The organism is Shewanella denitrificans OS217 (assembly GCF_000013765.1).
Classification (GTDB): Bacteria; Pseudomonadota; Gammaproteobacteria; order Enterobacterales; family Shewanellaceae; genus Shewanella; species Shewanella denitrificans.
In genome coordinates this window covers 2,291,161-2,314,123 of record NC_007954.1, presented here as the reverse complement: position 1 = coordinate 2,314,123, position 22,963 = coordinate 2,291,161, and the positions used below count along the sequence as shown (strand labels likewise).

The 22,963-nt window shown below is 47.7% G+C and carries 18 protein-coding genes; 15 read left to right on the top strand and 3 right to left on the bottom strand.

Annotated features, from left to right (window positions below; genetic code table 11):
• Positions 1-345: 345 nt before the first annotated feature.
• Positions 346-513: a hypothetical protein gene (locus SDEN_RS20530; RefSeq protein ID WP_157599849.1), complete on the top strand. Its 168-nt coding sequence runs from the start codon at positions 346-348 to the stop codon at positions 511-513.
• A 618-nt stretch (positions 514-1,131) separates the two neighbouring features.
• Positions 1,132-2,226 carry a hypothetical protein gene (locus SDEN_RS10180; RefSeq protein WP_011496390.1) on the top strand — a complete coding sequence of 365 codons (1,095 nt, stop codon included), beginning with the start codon at positions 1,132-1,134 and terminating at the stop codon, positions 2,224-2,226.
• Positions 2,227-2,927: 701 nt separating this feature from the next.
• Here SDEN_RS10180 and SDEN_RS10175 read toward each other — a convergent pair.
• On the bottom strand, positions 2,928-3,614 hold the full coding sequence (locus SDEN_RS10175) for an HAD family hydrolase (RefSeq protein WP_011496389.1): 687 nt from the start codon (positions 3,612-3,614) through the stop codon (positions 2,928-2,930).
• Positions 3,614-4,342: a bifunctional 2-polyprenyl-6-hydroxyphenol methylase/3-demethylubiquinol 3-O-methyltransferase UbiG gene (ubiG, locus tag SDEN_RS10170; RefSeq protein WP_011496388.1), complete on the bottom strand. Its 729-nt coding sequence runs from the start codon at positions 4,340-4,342 to the stop codon at positions 3,614-3,616. Before ubiG ends, SDEN_RS10175 begins: the two co-directional genes overlap by 1 nt.
• A gap of 370 nt (positions 4,343-4,712) precedes the next feature.
• On the opposite strand from ubiG, the gene gyrA reads away from it, so the two are divergent.
• Positions 4,713-7,439: a DNA gyrase subunit A gene (gene gyrA / locus SDEN_RS10165; protein ID WP_011496387.1), complete on the top strand. Its 2,727-nt coding sequence runs from the start codon at positions 4,713-4,715 to the stop codon at positions 7,437-7,439.
• A 164-nt stretch (positions 7,440-7,603) separates the two neighbouring features.
• Entirely contained in the window at positions 7,604-8,695 is a 1,092-nt protein-coding gene (gene serC / locus SDEN_RS10160; protein WP_011496386.1) for a 3-phosphoserine/phosphohydroxythreonine transaminase, read from the top strand.
• Positions 8,696-8,772: 77 nt separating this feature from the next.
• On the opposite strand, the gene SDEN_RS10155 is transcribed toward serC, so the two are convergent.
• Positions 8,773-10,149 carry an L-serine ammonia-lyase gene (locus SDEN_RS10155; RefSeq protein ID WP_011496385.1) on the bottom strand — a complete coding sequence of 459 codons (1,377 nt, stop codon included), beginning with the start codon at positions 10,147-10,149 and terminating at the stop codon, positions 8,773-8,775.
• A gap of 354 nt (positions 10,150-10,503) precedes the next feature.
• On the opposite strand from SDEN_RS10155, the gene nagZ reads away from it, so the two are divergent.
• The 11 genes from nagZ to gndA all read left to right on the top strand — a co-directional run bounded on the left by nagZ (position 10,504) and on the right by gndA (position 22,608).
• Positions 10,504-11,517, top strand: coding sequence for a beta-N-acetylhexosaminidase (gene nagZ / locus SDEN_RS10150; RefSeq protein WP_011496384.1), 1,014 nt, complete (start codon positions 10,504-10,506; stop codon positions 11,515-11,517).
• 146 nt (positions 11,518-11,663) lie between these two features.
• Entirely contained in the window at positions 11,664-12,170 is a 507-nt protein-coding gene (locus tag SDEN_RS10145) for a hypothetical protein (RefSeq protein WP_011496383.1), read from the top strand.
• Positions 12,171-12,412: 242 nt separating this feature from the next.
• Positions 12,413-13,603: a thiolase family protein gene (locus SDEN_RS10140; RefSeq protein ID WP_011496382.1), complete on the top strand. Its 1,191-nt coding sequence runs from the start codon at positions 12,413-12,415 to the stop codon at positions 13,601-13,603.
• A gap of 209 nt (positions 13,604-13,812) precedes the next feature.
• Positions 13,813-15,318 (top strand): CoA-acylating methylmalonate-semialdehyde dehydrogenase, encoded by a 1,506-nt coding sequence (locus SDEN_RS10135; RefSeq protein ID WP_011496381.1) that lies wholly within the window; start codon positions 13,813-13,815, stop codon positions 15,316-15,318.
• A gap of 127 nt (positions 15,319-15,445) precedes the next feature.
• Entirely contained in the window at positions 15,446-16,603 is a 1,158-nt protein-coding gene (locus tag SDEN_RS10130) for an acyl-CoA dehydrogenase family protein (RefSeq protein WP_011496380.1), read from the top strand.
• Between the two features lie 91 nt (positions 16,604-16,694).
• Positions 16,695-17,477: an enoyl-CoA hydratase gene (locus SDEN_RS10125; RefSeq protein WP_011496379.1), complete on the top strand. Its 783-nt coding sequence runs from the start codon at positions 16,695-16,697 to the stop codon at positions 17,475-17,477.
• Positions 17,462-18,601 (top strand): enoyl-CoA hydratase/isomerase family protein, encoded by a 1,140-nt coding sequence (locus SDEN_RS10120; RefSeq protein ID WP_041405759.1) that lies wholly within the window; start codon positions 17,462-17,464, stop codon positions 18,599-18,601. Before SDEN_RS10125 ends, SDEN_RS10120 begins: the two co-directional genes overlap by 16 nt.
• Positions 18,602-18,677: 76 nt before the next feature.
• Positions 18,678-19,586: a 3-hydroxyisobutyrate dehydrogenase gene (mmsB, locus tag SDEN_RS10115; RefSeq protein ID WP_041406216.1), complete on the top strand. Its 909-nt coding sequence runs from the start codon at positions 18,678-18,680 to the stop codon at positions 19,584-19,586.
• Between the two features lie 42 nt (positions 19,587-19,628).
• Positions 19,629-20,387 carry an SDR family oxidoreductase gene (locus SDEN_RS10110; RefSeq protein ID WP_011496376.1) on the top strand — a complete coding sequence of 253 codons (759 nt, stop codon included), beginning with the start codon at positions 19,629-19,631 and terminating at the stop codon, positions 20,385-20,387.
• A 205-nt stretch (positions 20,388-20,592) separates the two neighbouring features.
• The gene (locus SDEN_RS10105; RefSeq protein WP_049763093.1) at positions 20,593-20,784 is read left to right on the top strand and encodes a hypothetical protein; all 192 of its coding nucleotides are present in this window, start codon (positions 20,593-20,595) and stop codon (positions 20,782-20,784) included.
• A gap of 258 nt (positions 20,785-21,042) precedes the next feature.
• Complete coding sequence (gene gndA, locus SDEN_RS10100; protein ID WP_011496374.1) at positions 21,043-22,608, top strand: NADP-dependent phosphogluconate dehydrogenase; 1,566 nt, start codon at positions 21,043-21,045, stop codon at positions 22,606-22,608.
• Positions 22,609-22,963 lie beyond the last annotated feature (355 nt).

Sequence of the window (22,963 nt, the reverse complement as noted above, 5' to 3'; positions counted from 1 at the left end):
TCGATTTATGCAGACATCTTTGTGATTGATCTTTCCTGGGAATTAAGATCGGCGCTCACAAGGGTTATGTTAAGCATCAAAACACGCCATGACGTCGGCAAGAAGTAGGTGGTCGCCTCGGCTTTCCCGTGGTGGAGCGTCATGGTCCACCTTTTCAGTTTTGGTGTGTCTGTTAGCGTTAAAAGATTATCAATCTGACTTTGCAATCAGGCAGCATCTCCAGCCATTAACCAAACTGGTTTTGGACAAAAGCGCTTCATAATTTAATCATGAAGTACATACAGAAACATGCTGGATTTTTATCTAAACGGTAACTCTGATGCTAATGAGAGGGTGTTGGACTAAATGGCTCGAGTGCGTGAGCAGCAGGGATGCTGCGCCCGAGCCCACAGGGACGTGTTGACGGCGTCACTCGGGACGTTAGTCCAATGGCCGAGTTCACCTATCGAGCATAATCAAAACACCTTTAAACTGCTATTCGATATAGAGTTTGTGCAAAATGGTGAAACTTAGAAAAGCTGGTCACTGAAACTCCAGCATTAAGGCTTGCCATGGCCCATTTCTTTCTTAGAAAGTCTCACCGACACGCGTGCTCTTGATTTAAATCCAAAGCGTCCCTGTAGCTTGCTTCGACGTCCCTTCTCCTAAACAAAGAGTAGACGGTCGTCTCGCCTTTCTTGTAGTGAAGCGTCATGGTTCACCTTCTTAGCAGTTGTGTATCTGTTAGCCCTTAAAAGATTACCAACCTGACTTTAGCGATCGATAAGCATCGACCGCTATCAGATTTAACACGTTTTTGGACAGAAATGAGTCAGCCATTTTGCTAAATTAGTCAGATACGGATTAGTTTTAATATAGGGAAACATGTCCGATAGGGGGGAATAATGGTCTTGATTAAGAAGAAAAACAAAACTGCCTGATTTATGAAAAACTACTGTTTTTTTAATAGATTTAAGCGGCAAACTGTACCTACATCACTGCTTATTAATCCAGCAGAATTTCACAGGTTTATTGAGTGTCTGAACGAACCCTTCTACTTCAAGTTTGAAGCGTTTCATCTGAATGAAAAATTGAAAAAATATCAGCTCTCTGTTTGAAAAAATTTCAGTCATTTATAAGGTTAATTTACGAATGAAAAACGTGGTCAGTGACGACAAAATTCGCAACTTTCGAGATTTAGTAAATTCAAACTCAAGTTTTGTATATCAAATCTACAAAGATAAAGGTGGTAAGAATCTTTTCAACCTAGTTTGTTCATATATGGATTGGATCACAGTGTCCGTTCGTCACTTAGAGAATGCGTCTGAGTTTGACAAAAACATTGATACAAAGTGCATGCAGATCTACTCTCTCATCTCTTCCATTGATCTCATTTTCGAGTCAATCAAACAACTTCACAGAGTTTTTATAAACGAAAAAACGCTTCCGTTTTCGGGTGAGAAAAACTGCTTCGAGAAGCGCCTTTTCTCGAATGAAGATGATAATACCTATTTTAAAACGATTAGAGCTTGCTTTGGTGCTCACCCTGTAGCGTTGAATCAAGAAAACACTAAGCGTTTTGCAAGTTGGCCGTTCGATAGTCATTTCAATGCCGGCGATTTAACAGTTCATTTATATAGCAGAGATGTAAATGAAGAGGATTTAGCATTGCACCTCAACATAGATGAGTTACTGGAATTTCTCACAACTCGATATGACTACCTTGATGTTATTGCAGACAAAATAGAAACTCTCTTTTTCGAGCATCAACAAAACCTTTCAAAACAGTTGATTGAAACTAAAGCCGATCCTCTTCAACAACTCTACGTGCTTAAAACTGAGTCAGAGAAAAGATTAGACAACGATTATTATAACGGTGAGATTGACGATTTGATTATGATTTTCGAAGCAGAAGTAACCGAGCCTACTCTTGTGCCAATGGCTGAGAATTATAAAGATTCTCTCTTACCTCTAATTGAAGAGATTAAGACGAATCTTCAAGAAATGAACATCGTTGATTTAGATAATGATTCTAACCTGAGAGTAAGATCAGACCTTAGCAGAGAATTAAGCTATGAACTGCAAAAGTTCTTCACTTGGGTTCACGGTGATAGATACGATCACTTACTCGATTACTACTTAGAACGGTTCAACACTGTTACGAATGGCAAGTTTAACTTCAATAAGAGTGATGAGATCAACCTCATCTTTCTCAAAGCAAAGTTGATGTTAGCTCAAGAGCTTTAAAGACCCTGTATGCTCGACTGCCCCGGCCATGGGATGGACGGTCGTCTCGCCTTTCTCGTAATGAAGCGTCATGGCTCACCTTATATATTTAGGTGTAACCTGTTAGCTCTTAAAATCTAGACCCATACTTATGTAAACCTTAACAGTACATTAACAGGGTACATCAACTCCCCTCGAAGTTGCCGATTTATTCACCTAAAAATACCGTGCAACCATCAGGGATGATGGTTAAGGCTCGTTGGGCACATGGATGTGCTGTCGAGCCGTTAGGTATTTTTAGGTGAATATGAGGTTCAACAACTTCGTCGGGGCGGCATGGAGGGAGCTCCAAGGGGGAGGGATTGCTGTTGATCTTTCCCCCTTGGTCGGGTGTGGGTTGAAGACCCACGACGTTAATCCAAACGGAGTTTGGACACCTTCTAAACTCACTTTGGCGCAAAAACGTGCCAGCACTTAATCATCATGCATATACACAAACATACTGATTTTTTTATCTAAATGGTAACTCTGATGCTAATGAGAGGGTGTTGGACTAAATGGCTCGAGTCTATCTCATACTCTTCCTATCACGTTAGGGCAGCAGGGATGCTGCGCCCGAGCCCATAGGGACCTTTTAATAGGTAAACTTTTTACAGTGAGAGTCGGCGCCACTTGGGACCTTAGTCCAATGGCCGAGGTTACCCGTTGAACTTATGCTTAACTCATTTCAAAGAAAACAAGTCCGTGACCTCAAACGCGCTATTAAATTGGTATCGAGACGGCCAAGAGGCGGGCTCATCATCACGGGCTAAATACCCCCACAGGGCAATACCGCCTTGCATATTGGCATTGTGAGCCGCTTGAAGGTCCCGCAGTGCATCCCCTAAATACAAGATGTGTGCTGGCGCCACTGCAATTTGCTGCGCTGCCAGTAACATGGGGGCGGTATGAGGCTTAGAATAAAGGGTGCTGTCACCACTGATGATAGTGCCAAGCTGTGCATTTAAGCCTAAGACATCAATAAGTGGCCTCGCGAAACGGGCCGGTTTATTAGTCACGACCCCGATGGGAAGCCCGAGCGCTTTAAGCTGCGCTAATAATGGTGCGATACCATCAAATAGCTGACTCTGCTGACCATTAATGACTTGATAATGTTCAAGTAGGCCTTGACGTACCTGGGCCTTAACCTCTTCGCTGGCAAAGGCGATGGCCGCGTTGACCATGGCCATGCTGCCATGGGAAGCAAAAGGGCGGATAAACTCAGGCTGTTGGCGCTCGAAGCCTGCAGTTTCTAGGCTGAGATTGAGCGCTTCAATCAAGTCTGGCGCCGTATCGACTAAGGTGCCGTCTAAATCAAACAGTACCGCCTGAATCTCTGTGCCAGGCACTGGGTGTTGAGATATCGACATTAATCGGCCATCTTCTGGGTGGCTATCATGTAGTTCACCTCAAGACTTTTGGTGTAACTGAAGATAGAGGTCAGCGGATTGAAGCTAATGCCAAGGGCGTCTTTACAGATTAAGTCAGTATTATCCACCATGGCCATGAGTTCAGACGGGCGAATAAACTTACTGTGATCGTGCGTGCCTATGGGCAGGAGCTTTAACAGATACTCAGCCCCTAAGATGGCTTGTACGTAGGAGAGCATATTGCGGTTAATGGTTGAGAAAAACACAAAGCCGCCCGGTTCTACCATGTCGCAACAAGCTTGAATGACGGATTGGGGATCCGGCACATGTTCAAGCATTTCCATGCAGGTTACCACTTGGTAATGGTTTGCATGGCTCGCGCTATGCGCTTCTGCGGTGGTCTTGTGGTAATTCACCATGACGCCAGATTCTAAGGCGTGCAGACGAGCCACTTCTAAGGGCGCCTCGCCCATGTCTATGCCGTCTACATTGGCGCCAAGTTTTGCCATGCTTTCTGATAAAATGCCGCCGCCACAGCCCACGTCCAACACCTTTTTAGCAAAAATGCCGCCAGCCGTGCTGTCGATATAATTGAGCCTTAAGGGGTTGAGTTGATGCAAAGGCTTAAACTCGCCATTGGGATCCCACCAACTTTGTGCCATGGCTTCAAATTTGGCGATTTCGGCGGGGTCAACGTTTGCCTGAGTCGTGTGTGTGTCGTTGGGCATGATAGTAACCTAAGGTTTTGATTATCTTCTGCGCGGCATTATAGCCTCTCAAACAGGGTAAAGTCCTTAGCTAATGAAAGCGGTGACAGGTAATTGCTCAATTTATCAGCGAAAGCGCCCCTGAAGTGCCTAAAAGCAGACGCTAAAGGGTGAAATTTAGGCTGAAAACTACAGTGCTACTGTTTGGGGAACGTGCTTAATCTCGCTGAATACATTCATTTTTATTGCTTTTTTCTAACCAGTAAAGGATTAACTGCGTCTTAGCCCTAGCGACAATAAATATCTGTGTTAGAATGCCAAATCACGTTTTTGAGCTCGGCGATAAATGGAATCATAATTGCCGGCTAATTTTCAGGGGAACGAGCAGTTTATGACTGATCTGGCATCATCTATTTCGCCAATTAATATCGAAGACGAACTAAAGAATTCTTACCTTGATTACGCCATGAGCGTAATCGTAGGCCGCGCACTACCGGATGTACGTGATGGCTTAAAGCCTGTGCATCGCCGGGTGCTATTCGCCATGAGCGAATTAAAGAACGATTGGAATAAACCTTATAAGAAATCCGCTCGTGTGGTCGGTGACGTAATCGGTAAGTATCACCCTCATGGTGATAGCGCCGTATATGACGCGATTGTTCGTTTAGCGCAGCCGTTTTCACTGCGTTACACCTTAGTCGATGGTCAAGGTAACTTCGGTTCGGTGGATGGCGATAGCGCGGCAGCAATGCGTTATACCGAAATCCGTATGCAGAAATTAGCCCATTCACTACTGGCTGATCTTGAAAAAGAAACCGTGGATTTTGTGCCTAACTATGACGGCACTGAAATGATCCCTGCGGTATTGCCGACTCGGGTACCTAACCTGTTGATCAACGGTTCATCGGGTATCGCTGTAGGTATGGCGACGAATATTCCACCACACAACTTAACGGAAGTGGTTAAAGGCTGTTTAGCCTTAATCGATGAGCCAAGCTTGTCCATTGAACAGTTGATGGAATATATCCCAGGCCCAGATTTCCCAACGGCAGCGTCTATCAACGGTCGTAAAGGCATTATTGATGCCTATAAAACCGGTCGCGGCCGCGCAGTAATGCGCTCAAAAGCTGAAATTGAAACCGAAGATAACGGCCGCGAGCGTATTATCGTTCACGAAATTCCGTACCAGGTGAACAAAGCCCGCCTAATTGAGAAAATTGCCGAGCTAGTCAAAGACAAGAAAATCGAAGGCATTAGCGGTTTACGTGATGAGTCTGATAAAGACGGCATGCGTATCGTGATTGAAATCAAACGCGGCGAAGTGGGCGAGGTAGTATTAAACAACCTTTATGCCCAAACTCAGATGCAGTGTTCTTTTGGCATTAACATGGTGGCGTTAACCAACGGCCAACCTAAGTTATTTAACCTGAAAGAAATGCTTGAGTGCTTTATTCTTCACCGCCGTGAAGTGGTCACCCGCCGCACCGTATTCGAACTGCGTAAAGCCCGCGAACGTGCGCATATTTTAGAAGCGTTAGCCATAGCACTGGCAAACATTGACCCGATTATCGCGTTAATCAAAGCCTCGCCAACACCAGCAGAAGCTAAGCTGCAATTGGTTGCACAAGGTTGGGAACTTGGCCATGTACAAGGCATGCTTGAAAAAGCCGGCGATGATGCGGCGCGTCCTGAATGGTTAGAGCCAGAATACGGCATCCGTGATGGTCAATACTTCCTCACTGAGCAGCAAGCCCAGGCGATTCTTGAGTTACGTCTTCACAGATTAACTGGCCTTGAACATGAAAAAATTCTGTCAGAATATGAAGAATTATTGATTGTTATTGCGGGACTACTGCTTATTCTTCGTAGCCCAGAGCGTTTGATGGAAGTCATCAAGGAAGAGCTTGAAGAAGTGCTTGAGCAATACGGTGACGTGCGCCGCACCATAATCAACGAAAACGAAATCGATATGAGTCTTGAAGATCTTATCAATGAAGAAGACGTTGTGGTGACCTTGTCTCACACAGGTTATGCCAAGTACCAGCCGTTATCTGATTACCAGGCTCAGCGCCGTGGTGGTAAAGGCAAGGCTGCGACCAAGGTAAAAGATGAAGATTTCGTCGAGAAACTACTGGTGGCGAATACACACGACACCATATTGTGCTTCTCAGACTTCGGTAAGATGTACTGGCTAAAAGTGTATCAATTACCGCTTGCGAGCCGTACAGCCCGTGGTCGACCTATTGTTAACTTGCTGCCGCTATCCGATGGCGAGCGTATCACGGCTATATTGCCAGTGCGTGAATACGCCGATGATAAGTTTATTATCATGGCGACTGCTCACGGTACGGTGAAGAAAACGGCGTTAACGGCTTACAGCAATCCAAGAGCGAACGGCATTATTGCGGTGAACTTAAAAGATGGCGATCAGCTGATTGGCGTTGATATTACTGACGGCAGCGACGACATCATGTTGTTCTCTAACGAAGGTAAAGTGGTACGTTTCAACGAGAAAGCGCGCGACTCTGAAACCGGTGAAGTGAAGATTGACGCCGAAACTGGCGAAGAAATCATTGCGCTGCGTCCAATGGGCCGCACCGCAACCGGCGTTCGTGGTATTAAGCTTGAAGATGGCCAGAAAGTGGTTTCACTTATTGTGCCTAAAGGCGATGGCGCTATCTTAACTGTGACCGAAAACGGTTATGGCAAGCGTACTGAACTGAATGAATACCCAGCTAAGAGCCGCGGCACTAAAGGTGTGGTTTCTATCAAGGTCACAGAACGTAACGGCGCCGTTGTTGGTGCTGTGCAAGTGGGTGAGTTTGATGAAATTATGCTTATCAGTGATAAAGGCACCTTAGTACGTACCCCAGCTGAAGGCGTGTCCATTATAGGCCGTAACACTCAAGGCGTGACCATCATTCGCACCGCAGAAGACGAGAAAGTCGTCGGTTTGCAGCGCATTGAAGAAATTCAAACTGATGAGATCCTCGATGCCGACGGCAACGTGATAGTGCCTGCTGAGTCTGTCGATGGTGATGAGCTAAGCACTGATACTCGTGCTACAGCCACTGAAGCCCCTGCTCAAACAGACAGTGCTGAAGACGAGCAAGAATAAGCTTCTTGTTTGACTTGAATGCCATAACGAGCGCCTTAGGGCGCTCGTTTTATTTTACGGAAAAAATATCATCTAAAACAGTCAATAAAGGCCTATTCAACCACAGAGTAAATACTTTAGTATTGGCTGATTAGCACATTAGTTTGGATCTTGAGGAGTAAGCAGTGAGCCGTATTTACAACTTTTGCGCGGGGCCAGCCATGTTACCCGCCGCCGTGATGCAAAAAGCCCAACAGGAATTACTCGACTGGAATGGCCTTGGCGTCTCTGTCATGGAAATTAGTCACCGCAGCAAAGAGTTTATTGCCTTAGCTGAGCAAGCCGAAGTGAATTTACGCCAGCTGATGAATATTCCTAATCATTACCATGTGCTGTTTATGCACGGTGGTGGCCGCAGTCAGTTTTCCAATGTGGTCAACAACTTTCTAGGCGATCACGGCAGAGCCTTGTATTTAGTCAGCGGTCAATGGTCGCAATCTGCGGTTGAAGAAGCGCAAAAACTAGCCGGTGAAGCGCAAATTGATGCACTCAATATTGTGACTAAGGCTGATGGCCTTAATCAAGTGACATTACCTGACTTACACAGCATAAAAAAAGACTATCGCTATGTGCATTACTGTACCAATGAAACAGTGGATGGCATAGAGATTTTCGATGAGCTCGACAGCCCTTGGCCAATCGTCGCGGATCTTTCCTCAACCATAATGTCCCGAGAGATAGATGTTAGCCGCTATGGCCTCATATATGCTGGCGCGCAGAAGAACATTGGCCCTTCGGGGTTATCCATAGTAATCGTTCGTGATGACATGCTAAAGCTTGCGAGCTTGCCGCAATCCTCAGTGATGGACTATCGCATAGCCGCCGAAAATGGATCTATGTTTAACACCCCGCCAACCTTTGCCTGGTACTTGGCCGCAGAAGTGTTTAACTGGCTAAAAGGGCTTGGGGGCGTCGAAGTGATTGCCCAAGTTAATCAGCAAAAAGCTCAGCTGCTATACGCATGTATTGATGATAATTCTTTTTATCGTAATGGGGTCGCTAAGCAGAACCGCTCCCAGATGAACGTTACGTTTCAACTCGCCGATGACTCCCTTGACAGTAGATTCCTAGCAGAAGCTGAACGCGCAGGTCTTGTTGCCCTAAAAGGTCACAGGATAGTGGGCGGCATGCGGGCGAGTCTTTACAACGCCATGCCACTGGAAGGGGTACAAGCCTTAGTCACATTTATGAGTGAGTTTGCCACTAAACACAGTTAATGGCTTCTGGTTGAAATAATAAAAAGAGACCTTTCGGTCTCTTTTTATTTGTCCAGGTATTCAAACCGCTATGAGGGTTAACATTCGACTATGTTTACCGCGAGGCCACCTTTGGCGGTTTCCTTATATTTACTGCGCATGTCTTTACCTGTGTCCATCATGGTTTTGATGACTTTATCTAAAGACACTTTGTGATTTCCGTCACCGCGAAGGGCCATGCGTGAGGCGTTAATGGCCTTAATTGCGCCCATGGCATTACGCTCGATGCAGGGCACTTGCACTAGGCCGCCAACGGGATCGCAAGTTAAGCCTAGGTTATGTTCCATACCAATTTCTGCGGCGTTTTCCACATGCTCAACCGTGCCGCCCATGATTTCAGTCAAGGCGCCGGCCGCCATGGAGCAAGCGACACCCACTTCACCCTGACAACCCACTTCGGCGCCAGAAATCGAGGCATTTTTCTTGTATAAAATGCCAATAGCAGCGGCTGTGAGTAAATAGCGGCTGCACACGTCGATATCCACTTCTTGCACGAACATATCGTAATAGCATAATACTGCGGGGATAATGCCGGCAGCGCCATTGGTGGGTGCAGTGACCACACGATCGCCCGCCGCATTTTGCTCATTCACAGACAGGGCAAACAAGTCGACCCAATCCATGGCCGTTAATGGGTCGATATTATTACGCCCCTCGGCTTTTAGGCGGCGATAAAGGGCTGGGGCGCGGCGGCGAAGTTTAAGGCCGCCGGGTAAAATACCTTCTTTTTGGTAACCCCGTTCAACACAGGCCTTCATGGTTTGCCAAATATGCCATAAGCCATTTTTAACGTCATCTTCCTTGGCGATGCTAAGCTCATTGGCCATCATTAATGATGAAATACTGAGGCCATTGTCAGAACACATATCTAACAGCTGCGCCGCACTATTAAACTCATAGGGGGCACACTCTATAGGCGTGGCGGGGGATGCATTACGCTCTGCGATTTCATCTTCATCTAAGATAAAGCCGCCGCCCACCGAATAGTAAGTGCGCTGATAAATAATTTCACCGCCGGCCAAGGCATATAAGGTCATGGCGTTAGCGTGAGCTGGCAGGCTTTTGCGGCGATGGAAAGTAATCCCATTTTCACGGGTGAACTTAATATATCGGCCGCTGGCCAATTTAAGCAGTTGATCTTCTGAGGCGCGAATTAATATTTCGTCGATGCCATTGGTGTCTACGGTTTCAGGGTTTTCGCCCATCAAGCCTAAAATGACGGCCTTGCCTGTACCATGGCCTTTGCCTGTCTGGCCTAGGGATCCAAAGAGTTCGGCTTGCAGCTCATCGGTTTGTTCCAATAAGCCAAGGCGCTCTATACGCTCAATAAAGAACTTACCCGCTTTCATCGGGCCTACTGTGTGTGAGCTTGAAGGGCCAATGCCTATCTTGAACATGTCAAATACACTGATCATTTTGTCGTCGCCTTGTGCTTAAGTCTTATCATTATAGTCGGTAAATATCATAGCAATATCATCAATATTACTGAGCAACTGCCGTCTGGTTTGTTCGCTATAAAAGGGGTATTCTGTGGCCAATTTACCGAGCTAGTCATAGTCATCTAATCTGCTATCGCGCTAGTATCCCATATTTTTATTTCATCAGTTCATTAGTTTTTCTTATGGATTGAACTTCAGATTAGCTTAATTTACATTAGTGCCATGCAATGGTTATTAATGAACTGTTTTTTAAAGTAAAAGTTCTATTATTTTGCCACTATTTTGTTGAGAAGAATTAGGTCTTTTCAACTGCAAACACTGAGGTTATGAATGAGTTATTTGATGATGGATTTGCAAGGGCTAAGTGTTAGCGAGCATGAGTCAAACTTATTAGCCCACCCGATGGTAGGCGGTATTATTCTGTTTACTCGTAATTTTGCTAATAAAGCGCAGCTTATCGAGTTAGTGCAGCAAGTCCGTGCCATTCGGCCAGAACTGCTTATCGCTGTCGATCATGAAGGCGGCAGGGTGCAGCGTTTTCGAGACGGCTTTAGTGCCATTCCTGCCATGGGGGATATTCTACCCAGCGCTAAAGGCGATATGAGTTTAGCGAAACGCTGGGCTAAAGAAGCAGGTTTCTTAATGGCCATAGAGCTACTGGAATGCGATATCGACTTAAGTTTTGCCCCAGTGTTAGATGTTAACGGCATTAGCCAAGTCATAGGAAAACGCAGCTTCAGTCCAGCCCCTGAGGAAATATCTATATTAGCTAGCGAATTTATTCATGGCATGAATCAAGCGGGTATGGCCGGCGTGGGTAAACATTTTCCAGGTCACGGCAGTGTCGCCGCTGACTCACACATTGCCATGCCAGTAGATAATCGCACTAAGGATGAAATATTTTCACATGATATGCGGCCGTTCTCTCAACTTATTAACGCTGGAATGCTGGCGGGTGTGATGCCCGCCCATGTGGTCTATGCCCAGGTTGACCCTAACCCTGCAGGCTTCTCATCATACTGGTTACAACAGGTGCTTCGCGGCGAGCTTAATTTCAACGGGGTGATTTTCTCCGATGATTTAGGCATGAAAGGTGCCCATTTTGCCGGTGATTATCTGGGCCGCGCTAGCGCTGCATTAAATGCAGGCTGCGACATGATCTTGGTCTGTAACGATCCCGCTGGGGTTGAAGTGCTATTGAATACATTTGTTTGGCCAGAGGACGCCCCTAAGGCCAATGCCAGCAGCCTGTTACTCAATAATTCGCAGCGCCAGTTAGCCATTGCAGATAAGCAGCGTATCGCGTCGGCTAAGGTGATGATGGCCAGCATAGCCCTCGACTGATAACACTCACACTCTTTTTTGCAGTAATTAATTTCCTTGGCTGGTTTTTAATCTATGATTTATCACTCTTAACTACTGTTCTCTAGCAATGAGAAACTGAGTATTAAAAACGCTAAGCAATGAGTGACTAACACAAGGACTTTAACATGGAAAATTTGCTGCCAAAAGATAGGCAAAAAATGAAGTGGGTAACAAGATCAAAGGCAATGCTATCCCGCCTATTAATGCTCAGTTGTTTTTTGAGTATTTCAAGCTTTGCTCATGCTGACACCAGTCAAGCTTCATCAGGCGCTAAGGACATGGCGGGGGCTAAAGGCACCTTTTCATTTAAGCCCAGTGATTGGCAACAAGATAAGAAGACTTGGTGGAAGGACACAGACGGTATTGCGCCAGGTGTGGCTGGGTGTCATTTAGGCACCAATGAACAAGGTGAGCCCAATGGACGTATGTTCGGCGAAGCCTGTCTCGAGAATGGCTTATTAGTGGAGTCCAACCCAGGGGCTGATATCGTTCACGCCCATGGCAATGACACAGGTCATCCAGATACCTTCGATTGTAACGCTTGGTGCGTGGCAGAAGGAAAGCAAGCGGGACAATGCGAAATCGCCCCCGCGCCCCCTTGTGAGCAGTCTGCCATGTGCGTATGTCAATAATGGCAAGCCCATTGAGTAAATATCCCCCTCAATAGTGCCAAAGAAGCGCCCTTAAGTGGCGCTTTTTTATTGGCTTAATCTTTGTGTAAATCTTCAGTGACAATAATTATCTTGAGTTTGCCTAAAGTTTGACTATTTGCACTTGCTTTACGTTAGCGTAAACGTCAGAGTGGTGTTATAGACTAATTTTGAGTCACAGTGTGGATCCCCCAAGGATCTATTCAGCTAAACGCGGAGAAATTATGAGTTCAGTCCAATCAAACCAAGATATCGTTATTGTTGCAGCTAAGCGCACCCCTATGGGCGGCTTTCAAGGCGCCTTAAGCGGCGTGGCATCTCCTGTATTAGCGGCCACTGCCATTAAAGACTTATTGGAACAAACAGGGATTGCCGCCAGTGCTGTTAACGAAGTACTGATGGGCTGTGTGTTGCCAGCTGGCCTTGGCCAAGCGCCTGCGCGTCAAGCAACCTTAGGTGCAGGCTTACCTTTAAGTGTCGGCGCCACCACAGTGAACAAGGTCTGTGGTTCAGGCATGAAAACTGTGATGTTAGCCCACGATTTAATCAAGGCCGGTAGCAGTGAAGTGGTGATTGCAGGTGGCATGGAAAGCATGAGTCAAGCACCATACTTGCTTGATAAAGCCCGCTCTGGCATGCGCATGGGCCACGGCAAAGTCATGGACCACATGTTTTTAGATGGCTTAGAAGATGCCTACACAGGCGGCGCTATGGGCACATTCGCCCAAAAAACCGCCGATGACTTTAACCTGAGCCGTGAGCAAATGGATGGTTTTGCCCTAAGTTCATTAGAAAAAGCCAATGCCGCCATCAATTCAGGTGCCTTTAAAGCGGAAATTACCCCAGTAACCGTGAGCGATCGCCGCGGTGATATCACCATAGATACCGATGAACAGCCAGGTAACGCACGTCCAGAAAAAATCCCGACACTGCGCCCAGCCTTCACCAAAGACGGCACTATTACCGCCGCTAATTCGAGCTCAATTTCAGATGGCGCCGCGGCGTTAATGTTAATGACAAGGGAGAAAGCCAGCAGTTTAGGTCTTGAGGTGATGGCGACCATTAAAGGCCACAGTACTCACGCCCAAGAGCCGTCGTTATTTACCACAGCGCCCGTGGGGGCCATGAACAAGTTGCTGGATAAAGTGAACTGGAACAAGGATGAAGTGGATTTATTTGAAATCAACGAAGCCTTTGCCATGGTGACCATGTTAGCCATTTCTGAACTGGGTTTAGATGCCAACAAGGTTAACGTCAATGGCGGCGCCTGCGCCTTAGGTCACCCTATTGGCTGCTCAGGCTCGCGCCTGTTGGTTACCTTGATTTATGCATTGAAAGCCCGCGGCCTTAAGCGCGGCGTGGCATCATTATGCATAGGTGGCGGTGAAGCCACGGCCATGGCCATTGAAGTTTAATGCTGGGGCAATCTTGCCTCACGCAAAGCAAAACAGGTTAAGCGAAACAGATTAAGCAATACATAGAAAACAAGACAAGTACACGGGTAGGGCGAGTGACAAATGTTTAGCCACTCACAATAAAAAAGTTCACCCGTGCTAACCCTCAATATTCGTCGTGGCGCTATGCCCTGCGAATGAAAGACGCTGACAAGTTCAAGGATATGCACATGACAACAGCACAAATCACACAAGTTAAGCATTACATCAATGGCGAGTTCACCACAGGCTCAGGCACCTCAGTTATCCCTGTGACTAACCCGGCCAACAACTCGGTTATCGCTCATATCAATAGCGCTACCACAGAAGAAGTGGAAATGGCCATTAGCAGCGCCAAAGAAGCCTTTAAAACCTGGAAAGAAGTGCCAGTGTCTGAGCGTGCCCGTGTCATGTTGCGCTACCAGCATTTGTTAAAAGAACACCATGACGAGCTCGCGACCATATTGGCACACGAGACAGGTAAAACCTTCGAAGATGCTAAAGGCGATGTGTGGCGCGGCATAGAAGTGGCGGAGCATGCATGCAATATTGCCTCACTGATGATGGGAGAAACCGTTGAAAACGTGGCGCGCAATATCGATACCTACAGCTACACCCAACCATTAGGTGTGTGCGCCGGTATTACCCCGTTTAACTTCCCAGCCATGATCCCATTATGGATGTTCCCGTTATCAATCGCATGCGGTAACACCTTCATTCTTAAGCCGTCAGAGCAAGATCCCATGACGCCCCAGCGCTTAGTTGAGCTGTTTGTCGAAGCGGGCGCACCTAAGGGCGTGCTACAGCTTATTCACGGTGACAAAACGGCTGTCGATATTCTATTGCGCGACCCTGCAATCAAGGCCATTTCATTCGTGGGCTCAGTAGGCGTGGGTCAATACATTTACAAGACAGGTACAGATAATTTAAAGCGTGTTCAAGCCTTCGCTGGTGCAAAAAACCATTGCGTTATCATGCCAGATGCCAGCAAGCAGCACGTGATCAACAACCTAGTGGGCGCTTCAGTAGGCGCCGCCGGTCAACGCTGTATGGCGATTTCGGTTGCCGTCTTTGTTGGCGCCGCTAAAGAGTGGATCCCAGAACTTAAAGAAGCCATAGCCAAAGTGCGTCCGGGTCTGTGGAACGATGAAAATGCCGCTTACGGCCCTGTAATAAGCCCGGCTGCAAAACAGCGAGTGCTTAACTTGATTGCTCAAGGTAAAGCCGAAGGTGCAGAATGTTTACTCGATGGCAGCGACTTCACCGTTGAAGGCTATGAGTCAGGCAACTGGATTGGCCCAACCATGTTCGATAAAGTCACCACAGACATGAGCATTTACAAGGAAGAGATATTTGGCCCAGTACTGTGCTGTATGGAAGCCGAAAGCTTGGATGACGCCATCGAGTTAGTCAATAACAGCCCTTACGGTAACGGCACCTCAATCTTTACCGCCAGTGGCGGCGCTGCGCGTAAGTATCAGCATGAAATTGAAGTCGGCCAAGTGGGCATAAACGTGCCTATTCCTGTGCCATTACCTTTCTTCTCATTCACAGGTTGGAAGGGCAGTTTCTTCGGCGATCAACATGCCTACGGTAAGCAAGGCGTGCGTTTCTACACTGAAACTAAGACCATCACCTCACGTTGGTTTGAAACCGATGCGGTCACGGGTCCGAACATGAGCATCAACCTTAAGTAATCACAGTGTCATCTTGCGGCCCTAGACTCATTATTGTGTCTAGGGCTTTGCAATTATCTAGGCCTCACTGGCCATCAATGAATACCAAATGACCCAAGAGTCAGGTTATCCATTAAGGAGTCCACCGATGGATTTTAATTTTAATGACGATCAGCGCCAATTTGCCGAACTTGCCAGACAATTTGCCACTGATGAATTAGCCCCGTTTGCAGCAAAATGGGATGAAGAACATCATTTCCCCAAAGATGTTATCCAAAAAGCCGGCGAGTTAGGTTTTTGCTCACTCTATTCCCCAGAATCTGAAGGCGGCATGGGCCTGTCTCGTCTTGATTCATCGATTATATTTGAAGAATTATCAAAAGGTTGCACCGCAACCACCGCCATGCTGACCATACATAATATGGCCACCTGGATGATCACCACTTGGGGCACACCGGCCCTGCGTAAGACGTGGTCTGAAGGCTTAACCACAGGTCAGCTGTTGGCCTCTTATTGCTTAACTGAGCCAGGTGCTGGCAGTGATGCCGCCTCTTTACAAACCAAAGCAGTGCGTGATGGCGAGCATTATGTGCTTAATGGCTCAAAAGTGTTTATCTCAGGCGCTGGCGCCACCGAAATGTTGGTGGTGATGTGCCGTACAGGTGAAGCGGGCGCTAAAGGCATTTCTGCCATTGCAGTGCCTGCCGACCTTGATGGCATCATCTACGGCAAGGCCGAAGATAAAATGGGCTGGAACGCTCAGCCAACTCGTCAAATTACCTTCGATAACGTTCGCGTACCAGTGGATCATTTACTCGGTGAAGAAGGCCAAGGCTTTACCTTCGCCATGAAGGGCTTAGATGGCGGTCGCATCAATATCGCCACTTGCTCGGTTGGCACGGCCCAAGCCGCGCTTGAGCGTGCGACCCAATACATGAATGAGCGTAAACAGTTTGGTAAACCCTTAGCTGCCTTTCAAGCACTGCAATTTAAGCTTGCGGACATGGCAACTGAACTGGTTGCCGCTCGTCAAATGGTGCGCCTTGCGGCCTTTAAATTGGATAACCAAGATCCCGAAGCCACCGCCTATTGCGCCATGGCAAAACGCTTTGCCACCGACATAGGCTTTAGCGTCTGTGACAGTGCGCTGCAAATTCACGGCGGCTACGGATATATTCGTGAGTATCCCCTAGAGCGCCATTTCCGTGATGTGCGGGTGCATCAGATTTTAGAGGGCACCAATGAAATAATGCGTCTAATTATTGCCCGCCGTTTATTAGCTGAAAACGCCAACGCCATACTGTAACCAACGCGATACTGTAAATGACACAGCCATGGGCATTGCGTCTAAAAGATGTAATGCCATGGCGAGATAAGTCACAGCAAAGGATCCCAAGATGACACAGCAGACAAATTTAATTGAGCGTATCGAAGGCCACACGGCCATTTTGACCATGAGTAATCCGCCGGCCAATACGTGGACGGCCCAAAGCCTACAAGCACTGAAAGCCAAAGTGCTGGAGCTGAATGCCAATAGCGAGATCTACGCCTTAGTCTTGACCGGTGAAGGGGAGAAGTTTTTCTCAGCCGGCGCCGATCTAAAGTTATTTGCCGATGGTGACAAAGGCAACGCCGCCACCATGGCGAAACATTTTGGTGAAGCCTTTGAAGCCTTAAGTGCGTTTCGTGGTGTCTCTATTGCCGCTATCAATGGCTATGCCATGGGCGGCGGCTTAGAAGTGGCCTTGGCTTGTGATATCCGTATCGCTGAGACTCAAGCTCAAATGGCACTGCCAGAGGCGACCGTGGGATTATTGCCATGTGCTGGCGGTACGCAAAACCTCACCGCCTTAGTGGGTGAGGGCTGGGCTAAGCGCATGATCTTGTGTGGTGAGCGTATCGATGCCGCAAAAGCGGAGAAAATTGGTCTAGTGGAAGAAGTGGTTGAGCAAGGCCAGAGTCTATCGGCGGCCATCGCCTTAGCGGCCAAAGTTGCCAAACAGAGCCCAAGCAGCGTTGCCGTGTGTAAAACCCTGATTCAAGCGGGCCGCACTATGCCCCGCAGCCACGCGCTGCCACTGGAGCGCGAGCTATTTATCGGTTTGTTTGACACCGAAGATCAAGGGGAAGGCGTTAACGCTTTCTTAGAGAAACGCAGCCCACAATGGAAGAATCGCTAATGACTCAGGATGTGGTATTTCAGATCTTAGGCACTGTCTCGGGTAAATCTATCGGCGTTGTCACTCTAAACGTCGAAAAAGCCCTCAATGCCTTGAATATAGACATGGTGCAAGCCATGAACGCTCAGCTTAAAAAGTGGCAGAGCGATGACAATGTGGCTTGTGTGATGCTTGAAGGCAGTGGCGAAAAAGCTTTCTGCGCGGGCGGTGATGTGCGGGCAATTTATCAGGCTTCCATCGAGAATCCAGGGCAGATGACCACTCAAGCCTGTGAGTTTTTTACTCAGGAATATCAGCTGGACTACCTACTGCACAGTTTCGGTAAGCCAGTGCTAGTCTGGGCCGATGGCATAGTCATGGGCGGCGGTTTAGGCTTGATGGCAGGCGCCAGTCATAGGGTGCTCACAGAGCGTAGCCGTATTGCCATGCCTGAGGTCACCATAGGTTTATATCCCGATGTGGGCGGCAGTTATTTCCTTAATCGTATGCCGGGTAAAATCGGCAAATTCCTTGGGTTAACCGCCTATAACATGAATGCCGCCGATGCACACTTTGTCGGCCTAGGTAACTTTTATGTTAACAGCCAAGACAGCGAGCGTTTGCTTGATGCCATGGCCGAAATCACTTGGTCTGATGATATTAACGCCAATCACCAAGCGCTAACAGCATTATTGAACCGCCTTGAAACTCAAGTTGATGTGCCCCTTGGCCAGAGTCTATTGGCTAAAGAGCAAGGCTTAATCGATGAATTAATGACAGGTACCATCGATGAGGTTCATCGCAAGCTTTGCGGCCTAGATATTAACGACGCTGAGTTTGAATGGTTAGCTCGAGCCCAAAAAACCGCCTTGGCAGGCAGTCCTTTAAGTTGGACCTTGATTGATGAGCAGGCAAAACTGGGCACAGAGATGAGCCTAGTGCAGTGTTTTCAATGGGAGCTTGGAATAAGCGTCAATTGCTGCGCCATCGGTGACTTCTGTGAAGGCGTTAGGGCCTTGTTGATTGATAAAGACAGAAACCCAAAGTGGATGTTTAGCGAGCTTAATCAAGTGGATAGCGCCAAGGTTAAGGCGTTACTCAATTCGCCTTGGCCTGAGAATGAACACCCCTTAAACGGCTTGTAACAGCAGGCGTTTGCTGCTCATGCTTAAGCGTACATTGTTCAAGAATAATTAAAGGATTAACACTATGACTCAAACTATCACTCAGGTTGCATTCATTGGTTTAGGAAACATGGGCGGCCCGATGGCAGCCAATTTAGTCAAAGCGGGCCTTAAGGTGACAGTGTTCGATCTTATGCCCCAAGCCGTCGCCGAACTGGTTAAGCTAGGTGCCAATAGCGCCGCTTCTGCCAATGAGGCGGCAGCTAACGCCGATGTCGTGATAACCATGTTGCCAGCAGGCAAGCATGTGCGAGGCCTATATTTAGGCAATGCACAAGCCGATCAGCAGGGCTTATTGGATGTGGTGGCGAGCCACTGTTTGCTGATTGACTCCTCAACCATAGATGCAGCCAGTGCCCAGCTTGTGGGACAAGCCGCAAAAGCCAAAGGGCTTGAGTTTATCGATGCGCCGGTTTCTGGCGGCACCGCAGGTGCGGCAGCAGGCAGCTTGACCTTTATCTGTGGTGGCAGTGACAAGGCTTATGCCATGGCCCAAGAAGTGCTTGGGATCATGGGCGGCAATATTTTCCACGCAGGTGACGTAGGTGCTGGTCAAATCGCTAAGATTTGTAATAACATGCTGCTGTCAGTGTTAATGGTGGGCACCAGTGAGTCCCTGCAGATGGGTATAGACAATGGTCTTGACCCTAAAGTCTTGTCTGACATCATGAAAGTCAGCAGTGGCGGCAACTGGACCTTAGAGAAATACAACCCATGCCCCAATGTGATGGACAATGTCCCTTCCTCTAAAGCCTATCAAGGCGGCTTTATGGTCGATTTAATGGTGAAAGACTTAGGGTTATCTCAAGAGGCGGCGCTGGCATCAAATTCAAGCACCCCTATGGGAGCATTAGCCCGCAGCTTGTACGTTAACCATGCTCGCCAAGGTCATGGTAAACTGGACTTCTCGAGCATATTTGAACAATTTGCCAATAAAAATAAGTAATACCTTTGGTATTAAATAAGTGCACAGTGAAAGGAACACCCGATGGAATTAAAAGATAAGGTTATCGTCATTACTGGCGGTGCAGGGGGCTTAGGCCTTGCGATGGCGCAAAACTTTGCCGCAGCCGGTGCCAAATTGGCGCTTATCGATATGGATCAAGAAAAACTCGAGCGCGCTTGCGCCGAGCTAGGTGAGCAGACCGAAGTTCAAGGCTATGCCCTGGATATTACTGATGAAGAAGATGTGGTATCTGGCTTTAAGTTTATCGTTGAAGACTTCGGCAAAATAAACGTATTAGTCAACAATGCGGGTATTTTACGTGATGGCCTGATGGTTAAAGCCAAAGAAGGCAAAGTCGTTGAGCGCATGTCGTTGGAGCAGTTCCAATCGGTTATCAACGTTAACCTCACTGGCAGCTTCCTTTGTGGCCGCGAAGCGGCGGCCGCCATGATTGAGACTGCGCAGCAAGGGGTTATCGTTAATATCTCAAGCTTGGCCAAATCTGGCAACATGGGTCAGTCTAACTATGCCGCCTCTAAAGCGGGTGTTGCAGCCATGAGTGTCGGTTGGGCCAAGGAATTAGCCCGCTATAATATCCGCAGCGCCGCCGTTGCACCTGGTGTTATTGCCACAGACATGACCGCCGCCATGAAGCCTGAAGCCTTAGAGCGTTTAGAGAAGTTGGTGCCAGTGGGCCGCTTAGGCCAACCGGAAGAGATTGCCGCTACCGTGCGCTTCATCATAGAAAATGACTATGTGAATGGCCGCGTTTTTGAAATCGATGGTGGTATCCGTCTGTGATCTTGTGTAATGGCTTTTCAGTTACCCAGGGGCTTGCTCACTTGCAGTAACGTCGGGTTACAATAAAGCAGTTATAGGCCGAGCTTAGCTCGGCTTTATTGTGTCTTTAATTTCTGTTGGCTATCGCCAATGTTGAAACCATTGACCTGTTTTTACCTATTAGGATAAGTGTGTGGTTGCATTAGAAACGTTACTCAAGAAAATCATGCTGATCGTGGGCTTGCTCGGGGTTATTATCATCTATGGCGGTTTCTTGTATTTGTTGTTTAGCGGTCGCTCGACGGCAAATTTACCTTGGTACTTGCTGTTATCGCCGTGGATCTGCGTCTATTTCGGCCTAACACTGCCACAGCAGTTGGCTGCCATTGCCTGGTTTAAGGCCAAGCTCAAGCGTTAACCACTAACCACTAACCACTAACAGATAAGGGCGTTCACCGCGCCCCATAGCTTCAAGAACTAAACTTTTGTCAACCAAAGCCCCTCAGTCCAAATATCAAAACAGACATTCTGCTGCTACAAACGTATGCAAGGCGTCTACTTATGTGATCGCGCCCGTTAACTTGATATCATGTGCAGCCATCTAATACCATTAATGTAAACCGCCTTCTTGCGGCTCTTTTTACAGTGACTTAGGTTACTCATGGGATCCTTTTCAATGACTCATCCTTCACCCATTTCTGATATTGCAATGATAGGCCTTGGCGTTATGGGCAAAAATCTGGCGCTCAATATTGCCGATCACGGCTATCATGTGGCGGTTTTTGATGTAGATAAACTCAAAGTCAACGCCGTCATTAACCAAGAAGCCGAGGAGCGCGCCACAATCACTGGCGGCGATAAGACGGCAGCGCGGATGACCGCCTGTGACAGCCTTAAAATGGTACTCGAGAAGCTTGCCAAACCCAGAGCCTTAGTCTTGTCTGTCCCCGCTGGCGCCCCAGTTGATGGCGTGTGTCAGTCGTTAATTGAAGCTGGCATAGAAGCCGACGATATCGTTATCGATACTGGTAACAGCTTGTGGACAGATACAGTCGCCCGCGAAGCGCAATACCAAGGTCAATTTATCTTCTTTAGCTCGGCGGTGTCAGGCGGTGAAGTCGGCGCCCGTTTTGGCCCATCCTTGATGCCAAGTGGTGATCCTGCGGCTTGGCAGCATGTGGCGCCAATCTGGGAGGCCATTGCTGCCAAGGTGGATGCTAACACAGGCCTGCCCATCGAGCGTTTCGAAGCAGGCAATCCCGTACTTGAAGGCGAGCCTTGTACCGCCTACATAGGCCCAGCAGGCGCCGGACATTACGTTAAAATGGTCCATAACGGCATCGAATACGCCGACATGCAGCTTATTTGTGAAGCTTATCAACTTCTTAAAGATGGCTTAGGCTTTAGCGCATTGCAAATTAGTGAAGTGTTTAGCACTTGGGATAAGGGCAGCCTTAACAGTTACTTGATGAATATCAGCGCTAAGGTGCTGCAACAGGCCGACCCTTTAAGCGATAAACCCTTGGTTGAAATGATATTAGATAAGGCCGGCCAAAAGGGCACGGGTCTGTGGACAGCGGTCAGCTCCTTACAAATTGGCTGCCCGGCGCCCACCATAGCCGAAGCCGTGTATGCCCGCGCCGTGAGCACCCAAAAGCCGCTTCGCCAAGCATTATCCACCAAGCTTGCTGGCCCCACATTAGCGAGTAATCCTGATCCAAGTCCACAGCTAAGCGAGCAAGACAGGCAGGCTTTCATTGATGCACTAGAAGATGCACTCTATTGCGCCAAGGTTTGCTGCTATGCCCAAGGCTTCCAACTGATGGCCATGGCGGGGGCCGAGCAACACTGGCAACTCAACTTTGCCGAAATAGCAAAAATTTGGCGGGCAGGCTGCATCATACGCGCCACCTTCTTGCAATCCATCACCCAGGCTTATGTTGAAAACCCTGAGCTTACGCATTTACTGCTGGCTGACAGTTTCAATCAAAGCTTATCGGCAAGACAGATGCAGTGGCGCCGTACCGTTTGTGCCGCTGTGATGCAAGGCACACCCGCGCCATGCATCACCTCGGCGCTAGCCTATTACGACAGCTATCGCTGTGAAACCTTGCCGGCCAACTTACTCCAAGGGCAACGGGACTTCTTTGGCGCCCATACCTTTGAGCGCACGGACAAACCCGCAGGGGAGAAGTATCACTTTAATTGGAGTGATAAAAAACCAAGCCTGACTAAGGTGTAATTCTTTGGAGCAGAGCGAACTAGCATGACGTTAACATGATGCCGCATTACATACGTGCTCAAGTGCACAAGTGGCTAGGTACTAATAGACTAAGTGACTAAGTGACTAAGTGACTAAGCGTAAGTTCATCGTGTCAGTGGATTTAGGTACATAGTAAATAACTGCCATGCTGTTTCATCGTGAAATAGTGTGGCATTTTTATTGTATTCAGGTTAAATGGATTGATTTTAACCGCATCCATTCCAACCTAGCGTATTAAACCCTATCTAATGGTTTGCTTGTGAAATCCGCAATAAATTACTGCTTTACTTCAAACACTTAGGAATTGTAGTATTAGACTAATCAATCACTTACA